19 protein-coding genes and 1 other annotated feature are annotated in these 17,165 nt (G+C 41.2%); of the genes, 13 read left to right on the forward strand and 6 right to left on the reverse strand.

All coding sequences use genetic code 11. From position 1 onward, the window contains the following. The first annotated feature begins 600 nt into the window (after positions 1-600). The 4 genes from MMY95_RS04315 (at position 601) to MMY95_RS04330 (ending at position 3,140) form a co-directional block, all read left to right on the forward strand. Positions 601-987, forward strand: a complete 387-nt coding sequence (locus MMY95_RS04315; RefSeq protein ID WP_241277517.1) for a hypothetical protein — start codon at positions 601-603, stop codon at positions 985-987. A 407-nt stretch (positions 988-1,394) separates the two neighbouring features. Continuing rightward, the gene (locus tag MMY95_RS04320) at positions 1,395-1,628 is read left to right on the forward strand and encodes a hypothetical protein (protein ID WP_134795243.1); all 234 of its coding nucleotides are present in this window, start codon (positions 1,395-1,397) and stop codon (positions 1,626-1,628) included. Between the two features lie 425 nt (positions 1,629-2,053). Further along, on the forward strand, positions 2,054-2,461 hold the full coding sequence (locus MMY95_RS04325) for an immunity 63 family protein (protein ID WP_053267430.1): 408 nt from the start codon (positions 2,054-2,056) through the stop codon (positions 2,459-2,461). A 469-nt stretch (positions 2,462-2,930) separates the two neighbouring features. Next, a complete protein-coding gene (locus MMY95_RS04330) occupies positions 2,931-3,140 on the forward strand; it encodes a hypothetical protein (RefSeq protein WP_053267431.1) in 210 nt (69 codons plus the stop codon). Between the two features lie 171 nt (positions 3,141-3,311). On the opposite strand, the gene MMY95_RS04335 is transcribed toward MMY95_RS04330, so the two are convergent. After that, entirely contained in the window at positions 3,312-3,551 is a 240-nt protein-coding gene (locus MMY95_RS04335) for a hypothetical protein (RefSeq protein WP_241277518.1), read from the reverse strand. Positions 3,552-3,732: 181 nt separating this feature from the next. Here MMY95_RS04335 and MMY95_RS04340 point away from each other — a divergent pair, with 181 nt between their 5' ends. Beyond that, on the forward strand, positions 3,733-4,011 hold the full coding sequence (locus tag MMY95_RS04340; RefSeq protein WP_104795518.1) for a hypothetical protein: 279 nt from the start codon (positions 3,733-3,735) through the stop codon (positions 4,009-4,011). Positions 4,012-4,337: 326 nt separating this feature from the next. Here the strand turns inward: MMY95_RS04340 and MMY95_RS04345 are convergent, their stop codons facing one another. The 4 genes from MMY95_RS04345 to MMY95_RS04360 all read right to left on the reverse strand — a co-directional run bounded on the left by MMY95_RS04345 (position 4,338) and on the right by MMY95_RS04360 (position 7,851). After that, positions 4,338-4,955, reverse strand: a complete 618-nt coding sequence (locus MMY95_RS04345; protein ID WP_003643794.1) for a sugar O-acetyltransferase — start codon at positions 4,953-4,955, stop codon at positions 4,338-4,340. Positions 4,956-4,958: 3 nt separating this feature from the next. Then, positions 4,959-6,113, reverse strand: coding sequence for an MFS transporter (locus tag MMY95_RS04350; protein WP_024521245.1), 1,155 nt, complete (start codon positions 6,111-6,113; stop codon positions 4,959-4,961). A 3-nt stretch (positions 6,114-6,116) separates the two neighbouring features. After that, complete coding sequence (locus tag MMY95_RS04355; RefSeq protein ID WP_202861245.1) at positions 6,117-6,908, reverse strand: Cof-type HAD-IIB family hydrolase; 792 nt, start codon at positions 6,906-6,908, stop codon at positions 6,117-6,119. Between the two features lie 70 nt (positions 6,909-6,978). After that, on the reverse strand, positions 6,979-7,851 hold the full coding sequence (locus MMY95_RS04360) for an AraC family transcriptional regulator (protein ID WP_015379762.1): 873 nt from the start codon (positions 7,849-7,851) through the stop codon (positions 6,979-6,981). 159 nt (positions 7,852-8,010) lie between these two features. Between MMY95_RS04360 and MMY95_RS04365 the strand changes: the two genes are divergently transcribed. The 5 genes from MMY95_RS04365 (at position 8,011) to MMY95_RS04385 (ending at position 12,858) form a co-directional block, all read left to right on the forward strand. After that, entirely contained in the window at positions 8,011-8,826 is an 816-nt protein-coding gene (locus MMY95_RS04365) for a Cof-type HAD-IIB family hydrolase (protein WP_003641966.1), read from the forward strand. Positions 8,827-8,906: 80 nt separating this feature from the next. Beyond that, positions 8,907-9,186: a binding site (T-box leader), on the forward strand. 167 nt (positions 9,187-9,353) lie between these two features. After that, positions 9,354-10,730, forward strand: coding sequence for a branched-chain amino acid transport system II carrier protein (brnQ, locus tag MMY95_RS04370; RefSeq protein ID WP_003643798.1), 1,377 nt, complete (start codon positions 9,354-9,356; stop codon positions 10,728-10,730). Positions 10,731-10,774: 44 nt separating this feature from the next. After that, on the forward strand, positions 10,775-11,959 hold the full coding sequence (locus tag MMY95_RS04375) for a cation:proton antiporter (protein ID WP_011100995.1): 1,185 nt from the start codon (positions 10,775-10,777) through the stop codon (positions 11,957-11,959). 374 nt (positions 11,960-12,333) lie between these two features. Further along, positions 12,334-12,510: a class IIb bacteriocin, lactobin A/cerein 7B family gene (locus MMY95_RS04380; protein WP_080371119.1), complete on the forward strand. Its 177-nt coding sequence runs from the start codon at positions 12,334-12,336 to the stop codon at positions 12,508-12,510. A 33-nt stretch (positions 12,511-12,543) separates the two neighbouring features. Then, on the forward strand, positions 12,544-12,858 hold the full coding sequence (locus tag MMY95_RS04385; RefSeq protein WP_046947805.1) for a hypothetical protein: 315 nt from the start codon (positions 12,544-12,546) through the stop codon (positions 12,856-12,858). Between the two features lie 596 nt (positions 12,859-13,454). Here the strand turns inward: MMY95_RS04385 and MMY95_RS04390 are convergent. Beyond that, positions 13,455-14,123: a hypothetical protein gene (locus MMY95_RS04390; RefSeq protein ID WP_053267434.1), complete on the reverse strand. Its 669-nt coding sequence runs from the start codon at positions 14,121-14,123 to the stop codon at positions 13,455-13,457. A 1,125-nt stretch (positions 14,124-15,248) separates the two neighbouring features. Between MMY95_RS04390 and MMY95_RS04395 the strand changes: the two genes are divergently transcribed. From MMY95_RS04395 to MMY95_RS04405, 3 genes are all read left to right on the forward strand, one after another. Further along, on the forward strand, positions 15,249-15,899 hold the full coding sequence (locus MMY95_RS04395; RefSeq protein WP_241277519.1) for a hypothetical protein: 651 nt from the start codon (positions 15,249-15,251) through the stop codon (positions 15,897-15,899). A gap of 78 nt (positions 15,900-15,977) precedes the next feature. Beyond that, positions 15,978-16,400: a CPBP family intramembrane glutamic endopeptidase gene (locus tag MMY95_RS04400; RefSeq protein WP_241277520.1), complete on the forward strand. Its 423-nt coding sequence runs from the start codon at positions 15,978-15,980 to the stop codon at positions 16,398-16,400. A 67-nt stretch (positions 16,401-16,467) separates the two neighbouring features. Continuing rightward, the gene (locus MMY95_RS04405; protein WP_053267437.1) at positions 16,468-17,136 is read left to right on the forward strand and encodes a CPBP family intramembrane glutamic endopeptidase; all 669 of its coding nucleotides are present in this window, start codon (positions 16,468-16,470) and stop codon (positions 17,134-17,136) included. Positions 17,137-17,165: the final 29 nt, after the last annotated feature.

Genomic DNA, 17,165 nt, shown 5'->3' on the forward strand with positions numbered 1-17,165 from the left:
ATAAAAAATACCTCCAAAGCTAAAGCTTTTACTTTAACTTTGGGGGTATAGGTCAAGGATTAATTGCCGAGTATCGGTTATTTTATAGAAAAGTTTAGACAAGTTGAGTTATGAGGGTAGGAACGACATATGTTGGTATTTATTGTGATTACCGTTGTTTATGCCCTACTGTTTGTTGGGGGGACGACAACGATTCAATAAGCAAAAGCAAACAAAATAGGTCGGCTGAAGATCCAGAATGTTGATGAAATTACGCGTGCTGGACTTTTTAGACTATTGCAGGTATTAATAAAGGCATTATTTCGTTTTTGACGAATCTAGTTAGGTATAATGATATTTATACCATGATTACGGGGAAAGTTGCCGTTACCGGTAAGAAGTGTTTATGCTTAGCAGGTGTGGCTTGGACATCCCTGAACTCTGTGCCTGTCTCAGGAAAGCAAAGAAGTGAGGTAGAACATATGGATGTTGATGAGAATTGGTGGTATGAGAGCGTACTAAATAAAGTTCAATAAAGGTGGTAGTCTAGTTCAGATTTAATCCTAAAGCTGCTAAGAATACCCATATCCCTGTCGGTAAATAGAGAAAGAGTAGAGAAATATGAATATAGAAGAAATCAATTCAGAAATATTAAAGGTTAACAATTATTTAAAAAAATGTTTATGGATGGATTTTGAATTTGCTAGTGTGGATGGTGGAGATATTGTTGTAGCAGGTAGAATAGATACTTCATATGATGAGCTTGCCATTAACATTGATTTCGGGAAACCTTATTATCTGTCTAGTTTGCTGTATTGGAACTTAAATAATTCTAAGCCATTTATAGAGTTGGCGGCAGGTAAAGAAATGTGGGAAATTATCGATAAATACCAAGTAGAAGGAGGAAATTATATATTTAAGATTAATGCTGAAGATTTTGACACAGCACCAATAATTATTGCTAGTAAAGGTCTTAAAGTTGAAATAATAAATAAAGATCCATTTTAAAAACAGGAATCACTGAGTTATTAAATCAAGTACAATACTTTCAACTCGTTCTTAATCAGGATTTTAGCTGATTAGCCCATTCCAGATGGTTTTGGATAACTTGAAGACCAGTGATGGTTCAGGAGCGCATCGATTGGTCCTTGGGTATGAGTTTCTGGTTCAACTGTGGCTTTGGTTAGTCCCGTGTTTCACGATTAGTATGGTATACCATTGTGCTAATCACTTATGACAAGTCTGAAAATTCTTAGCTATTATCGAAATTTGCAGCTTTTAAATGTTCTGGACCATATCCATGATTTGCTGGATAAGACAGTGATGGGTATGGCAATGGAAAAGGTGATGTTGGACCTCGTAAAGGTATTCGAAAATAGTAAAAAATGACAATGATTATCATTATTTGAGCAGTCATCATAGGAATTACGCTGGGATTAGGATTATGGAGTTATTGGTTGAGAAAAAGGACCCAAACTAATTTAGTAGATGTCATTATTCCAGTAGCTTACTTTGCCGTTCGAGCAATCTTAGCTGTGATGATACAAACTACGACACATGGCCTAGTATCGTCATTAGTTGGTAGCTTGTTATTCAGTTTGGCTTACTATGGTTTATCTGCTTGGGGGAAGTGCCTGGCTAATAAGTAATGTGGACTAAACCGATATTCGACGAGGACTAATTACCGAGTATCGGTTATTTTATAGAAAAGTTTAGATTGGTTGAGTTGTGTGGGAGAAAACAACACGTGTTGGTATTTTATCGTCCGGTTAGTCTTTGCACTGGTACTCGATGACGGCATTCGAGAACTGATAACCAGTTTAGTCGGTAATTTAGTGATTACCGTTATCTATGTCGGGGACGACTGGGACGCCTTCAGAAAAACTTTCTCTGAAACCTGGGACAGATACCTCTGTATATAGAGTAATTAAGAAAATTCCAAATGTTGAACGAGCAAAAGTTGTGCCTTGGTTTGGTATGCCAAGTGGGGGAATTTAAAGCAAACTTTCTATGTCTATTGAAGAACTTGTTAAGGGAGGATATATTGAGTTAATAACAAAATAGGAGGGGTGTAATGTTTAAACTATCAACAGAAGATTTGAAAATTTACATATTAGAAAGAGTTTCCAGGCTGGGAAATATTAATATTAAAGAATACAATTTCTTGGAAAACAAGCATGGAAGTGAAGATGGTTTTTATATTTATTCGGATGGTCAGCGATACCATTTTGTGTATAGTGAGCGAGGAACAGAAAATAAGCATAATGTGACCGATAATCTTTTTGAAATAACATATTGGGTTATTAGTTCTATTACAGATACGTTAGCAATAGGATATATGAGAACGCATATTTTACCAAATCAAAGTCAAAGAAAAATTATTTTTGATAAAAAATTAAGTCTGTTAAGTATAGTAGGTGAAAACTATAAGAAAGCTGGAGAAATAGAAATTAGTGAAATATTGAAAACATCTCCTTTATAGGTATCCTGAACTGCCGGATTAAGTACAAACTTTCAGACTAAGCAAGTAATCTAGTTAATCAAAGTCTGGTAGCAATCTTATTGCTAATTAGTAACTAAGAATTTGATGTAGCTACTGGCTCGAGGTGTTTAGGATAGCTTGAGAACTAATAATGGTCAGAAAACAACGAATAATCTTTGAGTATGAGCTCCCCAATTAATTGATTCTAGTTCTCGTTGGTACCATATTCTTGTGTTGAGTAAGAGCGCACAAAGTGGATGATTGCTGAATATTGGTTACTTCTTAAGTAAAGTCGCGAAAAATAAAATAATGGTAGAAGATTTAGTATGAATCCTCCAGAAGAAATTAAAGGAAGCTCAAGGTATATTCAATATCACCCTGGTGGTCACCATGGCGATTCACCTTATTATAAAGTTTCTTCTCCAGAACATGGAATTATTAGGATTTATACGAATGGGAAGGTTGTGAAATGATGACTGAAGACGTAGAAAAGTTAACAATGTTATATGACAGGGTTATCGAGAATCTTCAAGAGTTTTCAATGTCTCTAGAGAATCAGATAAAACAATTAAAAGGTTTTTCGGTCGCTGATGAACTAGCTTCGGATTTTTCTGATATTACATTAAATTATGCAAAGAAATTATTTGAAAATGCTTGGATAACTACAAAACAGTATTAGCAGTTCCTGAGCATTGATGAAAAATTAGAGGATATGAGTAAGAATAAGGCGCTTTGGTGTGAAGAAGCACTTAAAGATGCTAGTGAATGGAACAAATGTAGGAAAGCTGGAACAAAACTGCTAGCATCTTTGGAGGGCGAACGCTCGACCTATTCTTAAACAATGATCGATTTAATCAAGACTTGGTAGAATATCTATGCCTGCTTGATAACCAGATATTTGCTGTGGTTGGTGATTCAAAGCATCTTGAATAGATTTATTAATAAGGAATAATCTTTTTATTGAAATTAAAATCAATTCAGTTAGTAGGAACATTGTAAATGTAACAGTTACTTCTATAACAATGATATTCAAAACGGTGATTTTATTTTTATATGGAAGCATATCCAAAGCTAACCCTATTATTAACATATATGAGTTCGAATATGAGGCTGTCATTACTAGCAATAGTAGTTTTGAATTTTATATGGGGGAGAAGAAAATATTCTTTATACTTGATAATGAAGAATAAAACAATCAAGAATCAGACAGTAGGTTCGGTTATTTTATAGAAAATCTTAGACAAGTTGAGTTATGAGAGAGGAAATAATACATGCTGGTATTTATTGTAATTGGATTGATTACGGCGGTAATCACGATTGGCTTGGGTTATTGGAGCTATATTTTAGGGAAGCGTAACAAGTCGAATATAGTCGGTAGTGTTATACCAGTTGGGTATTTTATCGTCCGATTAGTCTTTGTGTTAGTACTGGGTGAAGGCGTTCGAGAACTGATAACCAGTTTAGTTAGTAATTTGGTGATTACCGTTATCTATGTCCTGTTGTTTGTTTGGGGACGACAACGATGCAATAAGCAAAAGCAAACAAAATAAGTTGGTTAAAGGCTCAGAGCGCTGATGAAGCACGCGTTTTGGGCTTCTTAGATACTTACAAGTGATGGATACTAAAATCTATCTAATTAATGCAGCAATCAAGGCTTTTCCAAAAAAACATCTAAGAGCAGTGCTGAAATTGCCACGAATTGCCGGAAAACAGAGCGAGGCGGCGTAATGGCTGTTCTAAACTTAAGGCTATGTTGTTGAGGATAGCAGTTATCAAATAAACGAGAATTAATTATTTTGACGCATATTAAAAATCAGTCCGTCGTATTCTGCCGTGATAAAGGCAGAGAATGCGATGAACTGATTTTTTGAAACCACTAATTTAACAAGCTAGGATCAATCTGGCGGTCTTTAAAGTAGTACTGACGGTCGTGATCATTAATGTGTCGCAAGATATGGGCGGGATTCCCCACGGCGACGACGTTATCGGGTAAGTCTTTGGTCACGATGCTACCAGCGCCAACGACGACATTGTCGCCAATCGTAATACCGGGTAGTACGATGGCACCTGCGCCGAACCAACAGTTACGGCCGATATGAACTGGCATATTGTACTGATAAGCTTGTTCGCGCAATGATGGCAAAATCGGATGGCTCGCGGTTGCAATTGTCACGTTGGGGCCGAACATCGTATAGTCGCCAACGTAAATATGGGTATCATCTACCAGTGTTAGGTTAAAATTGGCGTAAACCCCCTTGCCAAAGTGAACATGGTGCCCACCAAAGTTACTGTGAAACGGTGGTTCGATGTAACACTTCGGGCCGATTTCTGCGAACATCTTGCTAAGTAGAATTTGGCGCTTGGTTAGTTCGCTGGGCCGAGTTTGGTTGAAATCATAGAGCTGATCGAGATAGCCAAATTGGCGTTTTTCAAGTTCAGGGTCGTTAGGTAAGTAGAGTTCGCCAGTATGAAGACGATCGTTATTATTGGTCATTAATTAAACTTCCTTTCGTGGATGATGGCTGCCGGTAATCAAGGCTAAGCCACCTAAAATGAGCATAATCCAAATGAGAACGTTGGCGGTGAGCGTCTGCGGCCCAAGTTGGCCGAGACTGTTCCAGACCAGTGGCGCAAAGAAAGCGCTGATAATGGTGGCAATCGTCAGGTAGCTACTCAGGACGTTGACTTGAATGGTATCCAGGCCAGTATTGCTAGTGAAGACCAAATATGGCCCGGTGTACGAGTAAATAAAGTTGAAAAATACGGCAGCGCCAATAGCCACAGTTGCATTGGGTGCCAACCATAATACTAAGACTGAAATAGCTGCTCCGGCATAGCCTAAGGTTAAGGTGAACCGGTGTAAATAGCGGTATAGATAGCCAAAGGTGAGACCAGCCAGCAAGCCACCGATGTTCATGGCTGCTAAGGTTAAGTTGATAGTGGCAGCGTTACCAAAATGACGGGCGCTAAAGTAACTCGGCAGCTTTAATTGAACGCCCCAGATGAGTAGATAGGTGATAAAGGTAAGTCCTAGTAACGTCCACTGGTGCCGTGGTAGTTGTGTCTTTTCAGTGCGTGCGTGATTAGTCGTTGTTGATGGAACAGTGGGTTCCGGTACGAACCACGCCACGCCCCCAGCAACAATCACCAGTAGCCCGTATAGCCAAAAGACGGCATGCCAACTGAGACTGATCAGCAGGCCTGCTAATCCTAGCAATATCGCGTTACCTAGGGCTGAGAGGCCCGTCTGGTAACCTAACAGTCGGGCCCGTAAATCACCGGTAAAGCTGTGGGTCAACAAACTGATGGCATGTGGTGAAAAGAGGCCGACGCCTAATCCTAATCCGAGCCGACTGACCATGATTACGGTAAAGTTAGTCGTGATAGCGGGAATCAGTCCCATGATGGCGCTGATCAAGAGTCCACTAATCACGATTGGCCGTAATCCCCACCGGCTTGTTAATCGGGGGTTGAGTAACAAAGTAATCAATGCGCTACAGTTGGCGATGGTGACGAGCCATTCAATCAGCGTAGTCGGGACGGTGGGAAAGGTCCGTTTGAGCTGGGGAATGATTCCTGTAATAACGGTAGTGATGCCTGTTACAGTGGAGAGGCTAAGAATACTGATGGTGGTGGTCAACCGTGGCTGCATGGCTTACGCCTCCAACCAGTTTTTGATCCACTGTAAGACGCCTTGTTCTTGGTTTGTACCTGTCGTGGCGTTGGCTACGGCTGTCACGGCTGGTTGAGCATTCGCCATGGCAACGCCGCAGCCGACCTCCCGGAGCATTTCTAGGTCATTGCCCCCATCGCCAAATGCAGCCATGTCAGCGAGGTCGATTCCGAGAACCTGTCCGAGTTGCGCTAAGCCAGCCGCCTTATTCATGCCGGGTTGGATAATGTCGATGTCGCCGTGACCACTGCTGGTTGGTTCGGCGACATCCGTCAGTAACTCGCGTAGTTGCGTCACAATCGCTGTGGTGCGTTCTGGTGGACATGTGATGGCGAACTTCATAATGTCATCATCAAGCTGGTCGTAACTTTCAACGACGGCTAAGTGATGATAATAATGTCGCATTTGTGCCACGTGCTCAGGATTAGTGGTCGTTAGGGTGTAGGCACTTTTGGCACCGCAAACCAGTAGCTTTAAATCCGGGATGGTTTGAATCTTATTCAGAATCGTCTGGATTGCGTCTGGCTGAAAGGCGTTAAGTGCGTAAACGTGGTCGGCATCGCGGATATAAGCCCCATTTTCAGCAAGGTAGATCATCTCAGGATAGTCCTTGAAGAAGGACTTGAGTTGGAAATATTGATTGCCGCTTGCAATCACGAACCGTACGCCCCGTAGTTGTAATTGTTGATAAAGCAGTGCAAATTGAGCTTCATCGTAAGTCATATCGTCACGCAAAAAGCTGCCATCCATATCAGTTGCCATTAATTTAATCATGGTTAAAATCTCCCGTCGTTTAATTGATAGCCGTAGCTTACCACGAAATTCAGACCACGAAGGGACATTTTTAGAGGCAACTAGTATCAATTCGGTGATAGCGGGCATAGGCTTGGCGATAGTCGGTAGGCGTCATACCCTTCCAAGATTTAAAATTCCGATTGAACGTCTTACTATTCGGAAAGCCGCATTGCATGGCAATATATTCAATCTTATGGTCGGTCTCTAACAGGAGGCGACGGGCGTTCATCAATCGGATCAGTCGTAAGTATCGGTTAACGGATAGTTGGACGTTTGCATTGAATTGCTGATTCAAAGTGGTCAACGAAACGTGAAATTGCTCGGCAAGGGTATTACCATCGATGGGCTCAGCGTAATGTTGATTGATGGCAGTCATGACCGTATCCGTTAATGTCAAGTTAGGGCTGACCGTTGTTGCAGTCAGAGGAACGGTAAACGTTTGCCCCAGAGTGACAAGTAACTGGTAAAAGTGGCTGAGGATTTGTAATCTCAGTAGATCGGTCGTGGGGGTCGTCAACAGGTCGTGAATCGTGACTAATTGTTGGCGGACATCGGCGTAGGCTTGCGGGTGAGTTTTCGATGAGGCCGCGCCGTTCAATGTCAATTGCCAGTTCGCACTTGCCGGAATTTGAGTTTGTAAGAAATCGTCGTCAATGATGAGGCCGAACTCTACCCAGTCAACTTCGGTGGGCCCACTAGCGCTGTGAACCACGCGTCGATTAGTAGTCCAAAGGTCACCAGGCCGATATTCATTCGTCTGTCCATCGGTGACGAATTTTAAGGTCGTACCGCTGACGAGATAATTTAACTCAATCCCTTGGTGCCAGTGTGGGGCAACGTTGATATCAGTCAATGGATCATGTTCGTAATATTTAAAGGGGAGGCGGGGAATTGTCTGGACCGTCTCGTGTAAGATTTTCATCACTAAACCTCGCTTCAAGATTTTGTAAAATCGCACCGCTTCCTTTCAAAAATCAACCTTGATGGCTGACGCGCTATGCTATATTAGAATTATAGTTCGCGATGAGCGGTGGCATGACTTAATTGTAACCGTATTCGCAGTTGAAAGGAACGAAAACCCATGACAATTAAATTAATTGCGATTGATATTGATGACACGCTTCTGGATTCAAAGGGGCAATTATTACCAAGTACGATTGCGGCAGTTAAGGAAGCCCACGACCAAGGGATTAAGGTGGTTTTGTGTACCGGCCGGCCACTTGCTGGGGCGCAACATTATTTAGATGCGTTAGGCCTTGCTGGTGATGACCAGTACGTGATTACGTATAACGGTGCTGTAATCGAGAGCATTGCTGGCCGGATCGTCGCCAAACATTTAGTGGATAATGCGCACTATCGGCAATTAACCGCGTTTGGAAAACAACATCACGTGCCCTTTAACGTGCTCGATGCGGACAGTACGATCTATACAGCTGACCGCGATGTTAACTGGGTCACAGTTGTACAGGCGTGGGAAAACAAAGCTGGGCTGTTGATTCGAGACCCTGACGATTTACCAGCTGATTTTCAAATTGCCAAGGGGGTCTTTGTAGGTGAAGGCCCGCAACTCGATGCCGTAGAAGCGCAAGTTAAGACGACTTTTGGTAGGGACCTGTACGTGGTACGTGCGGCAACTAACTTCTTGGAACTGATGCATACTGGTGTCAACAAGGGGCAGGCAGTTCAGGATTTAGCGGCAGCTCTGGAAATACAACCGGACGAAGTGATGGCACTGGGAGACGAACAGAATGATCTGCCAATGTTTGCTTTCGCTGGAACAGCTGTCGCGATGGGCAATGGCAGTGATATTGCTAAGGCACACGCTGATCACGTGACGGCTACTAATGATGCGAACGGGGTCGCAGCTGCGATTCGGCAGTGGGCATTATCGGATTAACTCGGATGATTATTTTTAGAGAAACAGTTGACAAGACTACGCAATGAGTTTATGATTGCAAATATTAAAAATAAATGAGACTAAACGTGATGATCAGGAGAGTAAAGTCAGGGTAATCTTAAGCGAGCCGCTGGATGGTGTGAAGCGGTGGTGAGCCTGGCTGGAAAGTAGCCTGAGAACTGCTAATGCGACGAGCTGGAGTGTTAGCTGGGTGCCCCCATTAACGGGCCAACGTATCGTCAGTTAACATTACTGTTTGGGGAAACCCGTCATCAGTGTTATCAATTGGCCGTACGCGCAAAGGTGACGAGCTGCGGTTCGTGACGAATTAAGGTGGTACCACGCGTTAGCGTCCTTACAAAATCATTAATTGATTTTGTAAGGACGCTTTTTTAGTCTCATGGCAGTTTTGAGAGGATGGGGACAATGCGCTTAACAAGTAGTGATGGTGGTTTGTATCGAGTGCTCTTACTAGTGATTGTTCAAACTGGTTGATGAGAACGACGCTTAACGGAGGAGAGACGACGATGCAAATAACGCGAAAATTAACAATCAAACATTACATCATTATTGGATCAATGCTCTTTGGGATGTTTTTTGGGGCTGGCAACTTGATTTTCCCAATTCACTTAGGACAGCTGGCGGGGGCCAATTGGTTGACAGCTGGTTGGGGATTCTTGCTGACAGGGACACTATTGCCACTGTTAGGAATTATCGCCATCAGTGTGACGCACAGTAGTGGGATTTATGAGCTAGCGCGGCCAATTGGCAAACGCTACGCGACGATTTTTATGGTACTGACTTGTGCGACTTTGGGCCCCTTGTTCGCGACGCCGCGGACAGCCACTACGCCGTTTCAAATTGGTATTGCTAGTCATGTGAGTTCGGCACAGGCACCGTGGTATTTATTAGCTTACTCATTGATTTTCTTCAGTATCACTTACTGGGCAGCTCGTAGGCCCACCCGGATCGTCGATACGATCGGTAAATTGTTAAACCCAGCTTTTCTGATTTTGCTCGCCTTAATTTTTGGGATTGCCTTCAGCCGGCCGTTAGGGACCACGAATGCGACACCGACCGCGGCCTACCAACACGGCGCGTTCTTGAACGGCTTTTTGCAAGGGTATAATACGATGGATGCGTTAGCTGCCTTGTTGTTCGGAATTGCAGTTGTCACCACGATTCGGGGCCTTGGTCAACGGGATGCCGGAGCGATTGCTAAGACGGCCGCCAAGTCTAGTTTGTTGAGTATTAGTTTAGAAGCAGTCATTTATCTTGGCCTGATCTGGATTGGCGCGACGTCGTTATCGCAATTTAAGTTGTCTGCGGATGGTGGCATTGCCTTTGGTCAGATTGCCAATGCTTTTATGGGCACGCCGGGTGCGATTGTTTTAGCAATTATGGCGACCTTGACGTGTCTGACAACGGCAGTGGGTTTGGCGACGTCATTTGCGGAAGCCTTGCACGCTAAATTTCCTAAAATCAGTTATCGCGCTTGGAACCGCTTGGCCTGTGGGGCCTCATTTCTCATCGCTAATATTGGGTTGGATCAAATTATTGCATGGTCGACGCCGATGCTGATGTTCCTGTATCCGTTGGCGATTACACTGATTATCTTAGCAATTGCCTCACCGCTATTTCATTGTGATCCGCTCGTTTATCGATGGACGACGGCGTTAACTTTGATTCCAGCGTTCATTGATGGTCTAGGTGCTGCACCAGCCCTGATTACTCGGTTAGGATGGGTTCAAACGATTCTTGCATGGGATCAACGCTACTTACCATTAGCTAAACTAGGATTTGATTGGGCACTTCCCGCCATTATTGGTCTACTGATCGGCTTGGGCTGGCACTATGCGCGCCGCTTCCAGAACGCCCATGCCTACAAGATGAGCCAGGACTAAAGGTGTATGATAGATGGTAAGACTTTTGATGGATGGGTGAGCACATGGATTTTTTGGGAATACTTTGTTTGTTGATTTTGGCGACAACCCTCGCTGGGCACTTTGCTCACCGTGCGGGGATTCCTGCCGTGATTGGTGAGATTCTGGTCGGGGTGATATTAGGGCCGGCACTACTTAACTGGGTCCATTTAACGACTTTAGTTCAAACGTTCTCAGATATTGGGGTCGTGGTACTGATGTTCATCGGTGGACTGGAAAGCAACTTAGCACTTTTACGTAAGTATTTACGCCCTGCCATTATCGTGGCTATTATTGGAGTGATCTTTCCAGTCGTTATTATGGGGCTTGCGAGTCGCTTCTTTCAGTTTAGCTGGTTTGAATCACTGTTTATCGGTGTCATCTTTTCAGCCACGTCGGTTTCGATTTCCGTGGAGGTACTAAAGGAATTTAAAGTGTTGGATACTAAGGAAGGAGCCACGATTCTAGGGGCCGCGGTCGCTGACGACATTATCGGGGTGATTCTGTTGAGTATCATGATTGCGATGATGGGTGGTCAGAGTGGTGTTGCCCAGACTAATCTCGGTATCGTGCTCTTGGAACAGGTTGGCTTCTTCATAGGGGTCTTCATCGTGATTAAGTGGGTTGCCCCGTATCTGATGCGCTTGAGTGATCATCTGTTGATGGCTGCCAGCCCAACTATTATGGCGATTATTATTTGTTTAGCGTTGGCATGGTTGGCAGAACTAGTGGGCTTGAGTGGTGCTATAGGTGCTTTCTTCGCCGGAGTCGCAATTGCACAAACTGATTACCAACACGTGGTGGACGTTAGTATTGAACCAGTGGGCTACACGACGTTTATTCCATTATTCTTCGTCAGTGTGGGTTTAAATATGACGTTCAAAGGGGTCTGGCAATCGCTACCGTTTATCGTGGTCATGACGGTGCTCGGTGTGTTAACTAAGTTGTGGGGTTGTGGACTGGGCGCGAAGTTAAATGGGTTCAGTCGCCATAGTAATTACTTAGTCGGTGCCGGTATGATCTCGCGTGGTGAAATGGCATTGATAACGGCGCAAATTGGGTTTTCAGCGCACTTACTATCAAACGATTACTATTCGGATATTATTTTGGTCATCATTGTGGTGACGATGATTGCACCATTCGTCTTAAAGAATGCCATTCATCGCGCCGGTCAGGTGACCGCAACACATAGCATCATAGAAGAACATTAACCACATAGATTGGGCGGAAGTTAAGGACCGCTTGGACGCCGTAGTATGGGACTACGGCGTTTTTTTAGTCTGATAGATTTGAACGAGGCGTGAGGGTGTTGTATTAGCATGTTGACTTATTGTCGTGGTGGTTGTCGACTAAACGGCTATTTTCGTGGTATCGGTGAATTATTGTATGATAATAGCTAAAAATATGACGTTTGTAAAAATATCGTTCGATAGGTCGGGTGGGTGTTATATTAAGAGCATAGAAAGCAATTAATATTGAATTGATAAGCAACAAAAGTAAACTGATTTTATCGTTAAATATTTTTAAAGAATCCGGATTTTTAAATCAAATTGATGAAATATAAATATAGGAAAAGGTGATTAAAATGAAAAATATTAATAATTTTCAGGCATTGCAAAAAAATGAGCTTTCTAAAGTTAACGGTGGGATTGGGCAATGGATTGTGGGCGGTTTAGGCTTTCTTGCTGGTGATGCATGGTCCCATTCAGATCAAATCTCAAGTGGAATTAAAAAACGCAAGAAAAAAGGTTATGGCTACTAGCCTTTTTATGGTTAAATACAGTTGTTAAGGTGGGTGATTAACCTGAAGAAAAATACATTATTCAAAGGCTGTGCGCTTTTAATTTCTCTTTTGTTTGTTCTTTTAATGTTTCGGGTAGATAAAGACATGATATGGCTAGCATATGCCTTTGCATTGCTAGCTATACCTAGGCCCAGGCCCAAATATCCTAAAAGCTATGACAAATGGTACTATATAGCATTTTTATTTTTCTGTCTTGCATATTTATTAGAAGAAAACATTTTGGGAAATTTGGGAATTATAGTAGCTGTAATTTCTTTTAGTCCAACTACTCATCCATTCGCTAAAAATAACATCGATAAAAAATAACATGAACCTAAGTGCAGCACTAATGAGAGTTTATCTTCAATTCTTTAGTACTGCACTTCATTTGACAATTCTGGGGCATTATTCCTCGTTGGTGTAGGTTTAAATATAATGTTCAATGAGGGCTGGCAATCGTTGCCATGAGGTGTGTTAACTAAGTTGTGGGGTTGTAGACTGGATTCGAAGCTAAACGAGTTCAATCGTCATAGTAATTATTTGGTCGGTGCCGGTATGATCTCGTGTGAGGACGATGATTGCGCTGAGAGCGCTATTTGTCGCGCTAATCGGTATTACGAGAGTGCAATACTTCATTATTTACTGGTTGTTGATATTACTATGAAAAACGGCTCCACCGTGGTAACTGCCACAGTGGAGCCGTTTAAGCAAAAATTGAAAAATTATATTATCTCATTTGTCATTTTGACAGAAAGGCATACAAATTCACTCGTATTTATAATGTGCTATCGCCCAGCAGCCCCATCACTAATCACATAGATTGCGAAAACTACAATAAGCACTACCAGCAAGCTTCTCACTGGGTATTTCTTAATGATGTTTATTGTTTTATTGAGCATTAACGTGTGCCTTACCTTTTATATTTAAATTAATGTGCCAATAATTAAAACGGCGTCTGAGATCCAATGGACATAGATGCCGCTCCGTAAAGTATTGGCAGATCGCCATGAAGCAGTTATTGGATAACGCGTAATACCGACGATTAAGGGATAAATCCAGTTGAAATGATAATGTGGAAGGTGCAAACATGCAAATACGATGCATCCCAATATATTGATAATCGGCCACGCAAATTTTTTGAGCTTGGTTTGTGATAATAATCGAATCAACGGAATTGAAATAGAGGCCATTCCGACTTCCTCACCAACTAGTGATACTAGCAGCGTGAAGGCTATCCATACTCTTTCAATTAAAGGATAATCTCGTCCAGTTAAACTAGTTGTCAATGTTGTATTGTGAAATGACAATAAAGCATGCGAATTAATAATAGCTATAACCACAATCGCAATGACTTCCAGAATAAACAATAAAAGCACATACTTAACCACTATACGCCACTTTGGCGAGGGTAACGGTTGAAAAAATAGTTTTAAGTTAGAAAAACCATATAGCATTACTAAACTAATTATTCCAGCTGTAAGCATTGCTAACCAATCAAAATAAATATTAAGGAAAATCGCACCCATATAACCAGCCACAAAGAGCACTAATACTAGCGGGTAATATCTTCTTTTGAAATCAATTTCTATCATCTATTATAATCCCCCGAGACATCAGTTATAGTGCGTGTGACCGATTCAAACACGTATTCAACGACATTCTTACGACTCTGGCAGCCACCAGAAATATTCTTTCTGGGATCAGCAGTTAATTTCGCCAAATTTATTTGAAACAGTTAATTTTCATAATATGCGTTCCTTAATTTAAGTACATTTATTAAGATACACTACAATTCTAAAAAAATCATTTTTAAATTTATTATCGTACTATTCACCCGACTTAACGTAGCTTTTAAAGTGAGTATCCGACGATTCCACTATATTAATGGGGCCATTTTGCTATGACGAAAAAATCAAGGATTAATTATCCGGTCTTCTATTTAGCTTCTGAACAAGTTAGGTTACAATTATACTTAAACAATACTGAAAATATATACAGTAGTTATTAGACCATCGTAATTATTATGTTGTAAAGCAAAATAATCCTTCTTGATAAAACCAGCACAATTATCAGAGCGGAATCTATCAATAAATTGCTGATAGAATTAGGAAGAGGTGTGGAATGATTTCTGAATGAAGTGTTTTATAATTTATAACACACTAACATGATTTGAATATACTTTAAGTATAGTATGTTTTGTTAAATAATTAATATGTAGAAAATAAGGAGATCTGTCTTTTATCAAATAGTTAAATTGTTGACGACTAGTTTTTTAAATGCTTGAATAGAAGAGCTTTTGAGAAACTAGTGCAAATGCAGGTAAGATTTTTTACCTAAGAAAAGAACCTATACCTGTATCATTGACAGTAACTCTTGAGGAGAATATGCAATTGGTAAATTTTTTATTTTATATTTCGTTACTTTTGTTACTCATTATATCCGCTATCATTTCAAATGAATGTTTTGATTATGATACTTTCTTTGAGATGATGAGTAAGGAAAGACATAAAATGAATAGCCTTGGTCGCTTGATTTGGAGGCTGCCTCTGGTTAGAGCAAAACTGTTCGCTATTGTGTTACTTATCTCACTTATTATATTGCCTAAATGTATCACAGGAACACTTATACATATTATTAGCAAGTCCATAATACTTTTTATTTGGGTTTATCAAGTGTTTTTGTCGTTCGTGAAATCACTAAAGTATTCATTAATAGACTTGAAAAACATTTATTTTAAGAAGATAGCTTTTCTCTTTTGTTTTTTAATAGGGGTACTTTTTAGTTTCTGGTTTTTACTCTTGCTATTAACTAATCTTTGGAAAAATAGTGCACAAGTTACTGCTATTTTTATTTATTTGGATGTTTTTCTTATTGCTATTTTTATGGTCTGGTACAAGCTAGTTTTGAAAGACAAGACTCATTTATCAGTTCTATGTGTGGTTTCGGCAGTAATATTAATACTTTTTTCTTTTGTTGTTGGTTGCACAATGGAGGAGACCGAAAATACTGAGTTTTATCAAACATATATTTACAATAAAAAACAGGAACATACGACGAAAACAAGTTCAGCAATTTCAAATAATGAAATGTTGAATATCAGTTTACAGATGACTTTAAAAGGGGTGCAAGAGCTTACTACTTGGAGCTTTGAAGATTCTAATGTAAAAAAAGGAGATGCGTCTAAGTACTTGAAACCAAATACAATGAAAATTTTGATGATAAGTTGTGTAGAATACTGGATTTTTGATGTACTAGTGCTTAGTGTTTTGGTTTCAAGGCTAGATATTAATAGAAAAGGGGAAGGGCAGAGCTTTTCGCATTCCAAGCGTAAACGTCTACAACGTTCTCGTAAAAAATCTTCATGGTAGAATCTGCAGATATACCTGACTCTTGGTGTGATTAATAAATATCCCGATTTATGCACAATTAGGACTGTGATTGTTGCGATGCTGACAATGGTCGTGCTCATTATTGTTGATCTTAAATTGAGCGCGATGCTAAATATTCCCGAGACCAGCAATTCCAGGTCGTTGGCATGGATGCTCGGTGAAGCACCGCTTCCCATGATTGTTTCGGTCGTGATATTTTCCCCCATCTGTGAGGAATTGATTTTTCGCGGTATCTTTTTCAGCTACGCGTTAACGAATCAGTATAATCACCGTAATTATCAGATGATCGCGGTTGTTATTAATAGCTTAATATTTGCAAGTGTCCATGTTGATGCAAATTGGGAGCCGTGGATTTATTATACGTTAATGGGGAGCATCTTGGGGACAACTTATTTGTTGGCTAAGCGCGATATTAGACTGAATATTCTGGTGCACATGGGGACTAATTTGGCAGTTTTCGCGTTGGCGGCTATGAGTTAACGTTGTGGATAAAAAATTAAAACATAAGAATTAGTTTATCCACAGGGGATAACTTGGGAGGCTTGGTATGGTTGCTCGATTGATCAGGGTATTTGGTTATGTGTTAGCGGGTTTAGGGCTATTTATATTCATTCAATTACCGGTGTTAGCGGATGGCTATTGGAATTGGTGGGGTGAACGCTCGCAACAAATCAACGTCGGTTATCATTGGGTAGCATTAGTCGTTTTAACCGTTGGTGTTGCGGTCGTACTAGTACGTTGCTATCACCATTATTTTGAGATGCCAGTCCTGGTAGGGCCTTTTTCTTGGTCAATGATGGGGCTGACTGCTTTAGTGGCAGTGGTGGTCGTGGTGATTCAAATGGGGATAAGTGGTCTGCTAGTCAGTCCAACCGAAACACAAAATGATGAAATCATGGCACTGATCCACAGTCCATTGGGGTTATTAACATTAGTGTGCACAAACATCGTTAGCCCCGTACTCGAAGAATTACTTTTCCGTGGAATTGTTCAAAATACGCTGCGACGATACTTGCCAGTATTGGGCGCGATTATACTGACAAACGCAGTATTCGCACTCGGCCATGGTTATCAGTTAGCCAGTACGGTGGGCATCTTCATTACAGGGTGCGGTTTTTCATGGTTAGTACTCAAAACAAAACAACTGAGTACCGCAATGGGATGTCATATACTGGTGAACTGGCTGGTCACACTTATTAACATGATGTGGGGATAAGTTTCAGTTAGTGATATCCGGTCAAACCG

The organism is Lactiplantibacillus sp. ME-2 (genome assembly GCF_022549155.1).
In the GTDB taxonomy this organism is placed as follows: Bacteria; Bacillota; Bacilli; order Lactobacillales; family Lactobacillaceae; genus Lactiplantibacillus; species Lactiplantibacillus plantarum.

Bases quoted from the DNA above. Each gene is read 5' to 3' on its own strand.
- MMY95_RS04375 (WP_011100995.1), top strand. From the start codon at position 10,775: ATGGATTTTTTGGGAATACTTTGTTTGTTGATTTTGGCGACAACCCTC.
- MMY95_RS04330 (WP_053267431.1), top strand. From the start codon at position 2,931: ATGATGACTGAAGACGTAGAAAAGTTAACAATGTTATATGACAGGGTT.
- MMY95_RS04335 (WP_241277518.1), bottom strand. From the start codon at position 3,551: ATGTTAATAATAGGGTTAGCTTTGGATATGCTTCCATATAAAAATAAA.
- MMY95_RS04350 (WP_024521245.1), bottom strand. From the start codon at position 6,113: ATGCAGCCACGGTTGACCACCACCATCAGTATTCTTAGCCTCTCCACT.
- MMY95_RS04325 (WP_053267430.1), top strand. From the start codon at position 2,054: ATGTTTAAACTATCAACAGAAGATTTGAAAATTTACATATTAGAAAGA.
- MMY95_RS04355 (WP_202861245.1), bottom strand. From the start codon at position 6,908: ATGATTAAATTAATGGCAACTGATATGGATGGCAGCTTTTTGCGTGAC.
- MMY95_RS04365 (WP_003641966.1), top strand. From the start codon at position 8,011: ATGACAATTAAATTAATTGCGATTGATATTGATGACACGCTTCTGGAT.
- MMY95_RS04400 (WP_241277520.1), top strand. From the start codon at position 15,978: ATGCTGACAATGGTCGTGCTCATTATTGTTGATCTTAAATTGAGCGCG.
- MMY95_RS04405 (WP_053267437.1), top strand. From the start codon at position 16,468: ATGGTTGCTCGATTGATCAGGGTATTTGGTTATGTGTTAGCGGGTTTA.
- MMY95_RS04380 (WP_080371119.1), top strand. From the start codon at position 12,334: ATGAAAAATATTAATAATTTTCAGGCATTGCAAAAAAATGAGCTTTCT.
- brnQ (WP_003643798.1), top strand. From the start codon at position 9,354: ATGCAAATAACGCGAAAATTAACAATCAAACATTACATCATTATTGGA.
- MMY95_RS04345 (WP_003643794.1), bottom strand. From the start codon at position 4,955: ATGACCAATAATAACGATCGTCTTCATACTGGCGAACTCTACTTACCT.
- MMY95_RS04390 (WP_053267434.1), bottom strand. From the start codon at position 14,123: ATGATAGAAATTGATTTCAAAAGAAGATATTACCCGCTAGTATTAGTG.
- MMY95_RS04315 (WP_241277517.1), top strand. From the start codon at position 601: ATGAATATAGAAGAAATCAATTCAGAAATATTAAAGGTTAACAATTAT.
- MMY95_RS04340 (WP_104795518.1), top strand. From the start codon at position 3,733: ATGCTGGTATTTATTGTAATTGGATTGATTACGGCGGTAATCACGATT.
- MMY95_RS04360 (WP_015379762.1), bottom strand. From the start codon at position 7,851: ATGAAAATCTTACACGAGACGGTCCAGACAATTCCCCGCCTCCCCTTT.